General features: G+C 38.9%; 5 protein-coding genes. 4 read left to right on the top strand and 1 reads right to left on the bottom strand.

Annotated elements, in window-relative coordinates:
- Both ACROAE_RS20365 and ACROAE_RS20360 read left to right on the top strand, forming a co-directional pair.
- Positions 1–272, top strand: a 272-nt coding sequence (locus tag ACROAE_RS20365; RefSeq protein ID WP_432406070.1) for a DNA methyltransferase, incomplete at its 5' end; no start/stop codon positions are given.
- Positions 272–1,033: a PmeII family type II restriction endonuclease gene (locus tag ACROAE_RS20360; protein WP_432328369.1), complete on the top strand. Its 762-nt coding sequence runs from the start codon at positions 272–274 to the stop codon at positions 1,031–1,033. The genes ACROAE_RS20365 and ACROAE_RS20360, both read left to right, overlap by 1 nt.
- Positions 1,034–1,889: 856 nt before the next feature.
- Here ACROAE_RS20360 and ACROAE_RS20355 read toward each other — a convergent pair.
- Positions 1,890–2,132, bottom strand: coding sequence for a hypothetical protein (locus tag ACROAE_RS20355; RefSeq protein WP_311907009.1), 243 nt, complete (start codon positions 2,130–2,132; stop codon positions 1,890–1,892).
- 646 nt (positions 2,133–2,778) lie between these two features.
- Between ACROAE_RS20355 and ACROAE_RS20350 the strand changes: the two genes are divergently transcribed.
- Together ACROAE_RS20350 and ACROAE_RS20345 are read left to right on the top strand one after the other, a co-directional pair.
- Entirely contained in the window at positions 2,779–3,456 is a 678-nt protein-coding gene (locus ACROAE_RS20350; protein WP_432328371.1) for a replication initiation protein, read from the top strand.
- Positions 3,457–4,065: 609 nt separating this feature from the next.
- The coding region (locus ACROAE_RS20345) for a DNA-methyltransferase (protein WP_432406065.1) at positions 4,066–4,796 on the top strand (731 nt) is incomplete at its 3' end.

The following is a 4,796-nucleotide window of genomic DNA, read 5'->3' as shown; positions in this document are numbered from 1 at the left end:
TACTGCATCTAGCTACAGAATGCTCAAACAAAAACCATAGTGCAGCTTTCCCTGAAAGCCTTCCGGCTTGGTTTATCAAGCTTTTTACCCAAAGTGGTGACGTAGTATTAGATCCATTTTCAGGATCTGGAACAACAATGAAGGTAGCAAAAGATCTAGGAAGGATTGGTATAGGAATTGAGTTGCTGAGTGAACATTGTATCGCTAGTGCAGAGAGAGTTAATCTGTCAAAAAAAGAAAAAAATGGCTTTGTTGTTTTTGAGGAGAATTAATGATTAATTCAACAACAATATCAGAATTTATAGTTTCTAATGTAGATAGTGATTTTCATAAAAAGAAAGAACTGAAAATATGCGGATTAAAACTGATAGATATAACTAAGAGAAAAAACCCTTATTTATTTAAAGCAAAAGGAATGAATAACGCTAGTGATTTGATTAAGTCGATTATGGAGGCCACTGTATCTTCAGGAGAAGAAACGGTATTTGGTAATTTCATGGAAAAAGTAGCAATATTTACATGTTCCCAGGCTTTAGGTGGTAGAAAATCAAGCGCTACAGGCATTGATCTTGAGTTTGAACGAGAAGGAATGAAATATCTAGTTAGCATAAAATCAGGGCCTAATTGGGGTAATTCATCTCAAATAAAAAAAATGAAGGATAATTTTTTACTCGCAAAAAAAGTTCTCGGTACATCTGGCGGTATGAGTTCACAATCAATTTTTTGCGTTGAAGGTTGCTGTTATGGTTACGACTCTTCACCAGACAAAGGTACACATATAAAACTATGTGGTGAAGATTTTTGGACGTTCATTTCTGATGGAAATTCTAATTTATACAAAGACATAATAGAGCCTTTCGGACGTTCAGCTAAAGAAAAAAATGAAGAATTACAACACTTTATTGATGCTAAGTTAAATTTATTTACCGCGGAGTTTGTTTCAAAATACTGCAATGATTTAGGGGTGATCAATTGGGAGTTGTTAGTACAAGATAATTCTGGTTCTAAAACCGGAAATAACAAAGCCTGGTGATGCATAACATTTTGAATGCTGATGACTTTTAATATAGCGATATTCAATTATGATGGGACTCCATTTAGAAAATAAAGGAGTTATCAAATGTCATGTATAATACCTGGTTGTGGAAATGTAGCTACCAACAACGTTTCAGTAAGACTTAGACGGGAAGACACTACCGCAATATGGGCACCTAATACTAATGCCTATATTTGCAATGAGCATGCAGAACACGGTTTTACAGTCGAAGTATTTCTTTCTATTAGACAAGACCGGCAACTTGAAACGATAGTATCTGCAGGTGGTCAGGCAGTAAGACGCATTACTGCAATAGTAAATAATCCATAATTCTGGTTTGAACAAACTTGAATTTGAAACACATTCAAGTTTGTTCACTAACTCGTAGAGTTTAAAAAGGTGTTAGGGGAACCCTAAGCACGCGAAAGATACGACTTGCGAAGCAACAAAGTATACTTTCGACAGCGTGCCTATAATTCTCTAAAATTTTTAAAACCAGTTCCAGATCGCGTCTAAATTGAGCCTAATCCAAGCCCCAAAAGCGCCTAGTTCGAACCTATTTTAAGCCCTGAACGCGCCTCCAAAGAGCCTAAATCAAGCCAATACACAGCCCAAAAAAAGGAAAAATGTATGAAAACTTTAATGCGTGACTGGATGCCTGTTTTCTTTGTTGCGATCGTTACTGTCGCAATGGTTTCGACCTATTTTGTGTACTTCAGATAACTTGATTTAGTTACAGATTCAATTCAAAACTGCCTGACGCGCTGTAAAACGCTTGTCGGCCATTTAAGTCACTTTCACAAGGAAACATCCGCGAAAGTGATTTAAACGGCTCCACGGGCTTCCTATTGCGTTAAAATGGGCTAATTTTGAACGTGAGATGCTGCTTATTATCATTTAGAGACCGTAAATAGATTTTTTCAGACTCCACCGGCTGAAAGTGCCGATTAATCTCAGCGGTACTATCCAAATGAGCGATCAACGCTTTGATCGCTTCTTGGTATTTCTCAGGTACACGCATCACCGTTGTTTTTTCGTATTTCGTTTTTCGGCCTGCACCAGGGCGGGCCCCTCCATGATTTTTTGTTTCGGTCATCGCAATCCCCATTGAAAAAGTTACAAAATCAAAATAGCTTGAAATAGTTACATAATCAAGTTGTTTTATGCGCTTTTGAGCGTAGCGAAAGCATGGAAGCGAAGCGGAACGTTTTTAGGGGCGCTTTTTTGCCCCGCCCTTGCCCTGCTAAGCCGCTTTTGATTTTTAACTATCCGAGCCGCACTGCTACAGCTTAATGGTCGAAGACAAAATGCACCGGCAGCGCGGTTTTTCAATCTCGCCCCTGCCAACGGCAGGAAATGGCGAGGCATTTTTGGGGAAGGGTGGAGCCTTTAGGCGACCTAGGGGCGAAGCCCCATGGTCGCGGCGCAGCCGCTGCTTTTCGCTCTAAATGTCTAATTTTTACGAAGTTATCCACAGATTTGCCCCTTTGTAATAAAGATCTTTCTTGTTTGTATAGATCTTTCTTGTTTGTAGCGCCCCTAGAGCCCTTGGGGGACGTGGGCTGTAGAGTTTATAGGTGTACAGATTCGCAGTTCTTAGGGCGCTATAGGTGTACAGATTCGCAGTTCTTAGGGCGCTATAGGTGTACAGATTCGCAGTTGTATTCACACCCTTTAGGTGTACTGTTTGACAATGAAGCCACCCATGATTATGGTGTACAAAACAAATTAGAGACCACCCTATGAACAATATATCCGTTACTAAATCGAATTCGCTGATCGATGCAAGTTATCGGCTCAATGTTCAAGCGCAAAAGCTAGTGCTGGCGTGCCTTGGGATGGTCGATCCTAGATCTGAAATTCCTAAAACGATGACGATTACCGCTACTCAATTTTCGGAGTTAATGGGTATTCCAAATGCACACAGAGAGCTTTATATCGCTGTAGATGCGCTCTATGGGGCGACAATTGTGCTCAAAGAAGGAAATGATGATGTTGAGTTACGTTGGATTCAAAAGAAATCCAAGCGCATTGCTGGGGCAGGCTCAATCACGATCACTTGGAGTGATGAAGTTTTACGGTATATCAGCCAACTACAGAGCCGATTCACCACGTACAAACTGCGAAACATAGCTAACCTACAATCCAGCCATTCAATCCGTTTATACGAGCTGCTACAGCGGTTTAACGACAAGAATTATCGAGTAATTTTGATTGATGATTTCAGGGGCGCTCTGGGGCTGGGAGACAAATATCCAACATTTAAAGAGCTGAATAGACGGGTAATTAAGTCCTCTGTAGAGGAATTAAACCAGCGTAGCGATCTCTTTATCGAGTACGACACTATCAAAAAAGGCCGAACAGTCACCGCACTAGCCTTTACCTTCAAACAAAGTAACCAATTAAAGATGGATATTTGATTTAGTTACAAAATCAAATAATTCCTAACCCGTTATGAAAATATTGAAGAGTCGTGTGCTGGAATCGTATATCTAAAACTTTACCAACAGACGACGCATAAGCAATATAATCAGCTACATAATTGGAAAAATCTTAATTATTTTATCTTTATTTTTGGGTTTCTACACCGGAGCCATGGTTGTTGCGTGATGGATTTTTATTCATGTTTAATATGGTGTAACCACATATTAAAACTGACGGTAGTCAATGCCTCGCAGAGCAGGAAAATTGAGCACTGAAGGGAGCGAACAAGTCAAAGTGATGTAGTCCTGTAATGGTTTACCATTGTAGGACTACATCACACATCCTGCCCAGATTAATAATAAGTACTTATCGATGTTTTTTTAGTTTTTTGGACGTTTTAATCCAGTAAGAATAAAGCATCAATAAAAAAGACAAAACTCATAAAAATAGAGATATTTAATAGCTAAATACGAGAAATATCAGCGATAAAACCTCGATAAAAACTAAGTATGTGAAGATAGAAAAAAACAAACTAGCATGATAGTTCTGGACCTCTTTTGCTTAAAAAGTTATGATCGTGCTACTGGCTTTTTTGGGTAAAAAAAATGTTACAACGCACACGGAAAAAATTGAACATAAATGCATCAACATTGTTCCATGCAGATTGTTTATCTGTTCTCAAACTAATAGATGATGATTCAGTAGATCTGATCGTCACATCCCCGCCTTATGCTGACCAGCGTAAGAATACTTATGGTGGCATAAATCCTGATAAATACGTTGACTGGTTCTTACCTATAGCCCATGAACTATTAAGAATATTAAAACCTACCGGATCTTTTGTGCTCAATATCAAGGAAAAAGTTGTCAATGGTGAAAGGCATACTTATGTTCTTGAATTAATTCTGAAAATGAAAGAGATTGGTTGGCTATGGACAGAGGAGTACATGTGGCATAAAAAAAATAGCTTCCCAGGAAAATGGCCTAACCGATTTAGAGATTCTTGGGAGCGTTGTTTACACTTCACAAAAAACAAAAAATTCCATATGTATCAAGACTCAGTAAAAGTACCAATGGGGGATTGGGCTAATTCTCGTTTGAAGAATTTAAGTGATACGGATAAAAAAAGGGACGAATCGAGGGTAGGGAGCGGCTTCGGTAAAAAAATTGAGAATTGGGTCGACAGAAAAATGGCATTACCATCTAACGTACTGCATCTAGCTACAGAATGCTCAAACAAAAACCATAGTGCAGCTTTCCCTGAAAGCCTTCCGGCTTGGTTTATCAAGCTTTTTACCCAAAGTGGTGACGTAGTATTAGATCCATTTTCAGGATC

The organism is Shewanella sp. MF05960 (genome assembly GCF_050849305.1).
Classification (GTDB): domain Bacteria; phylum Pseudomonadota; class Gammaproteobacteria; order Enterobacterales; family Shewanellaceae; genus Shewanella.
Note: the sequence above shows the minus strand (reverse complement) of the source record. Positions and strands in the feature narration are given on the sequence as shown.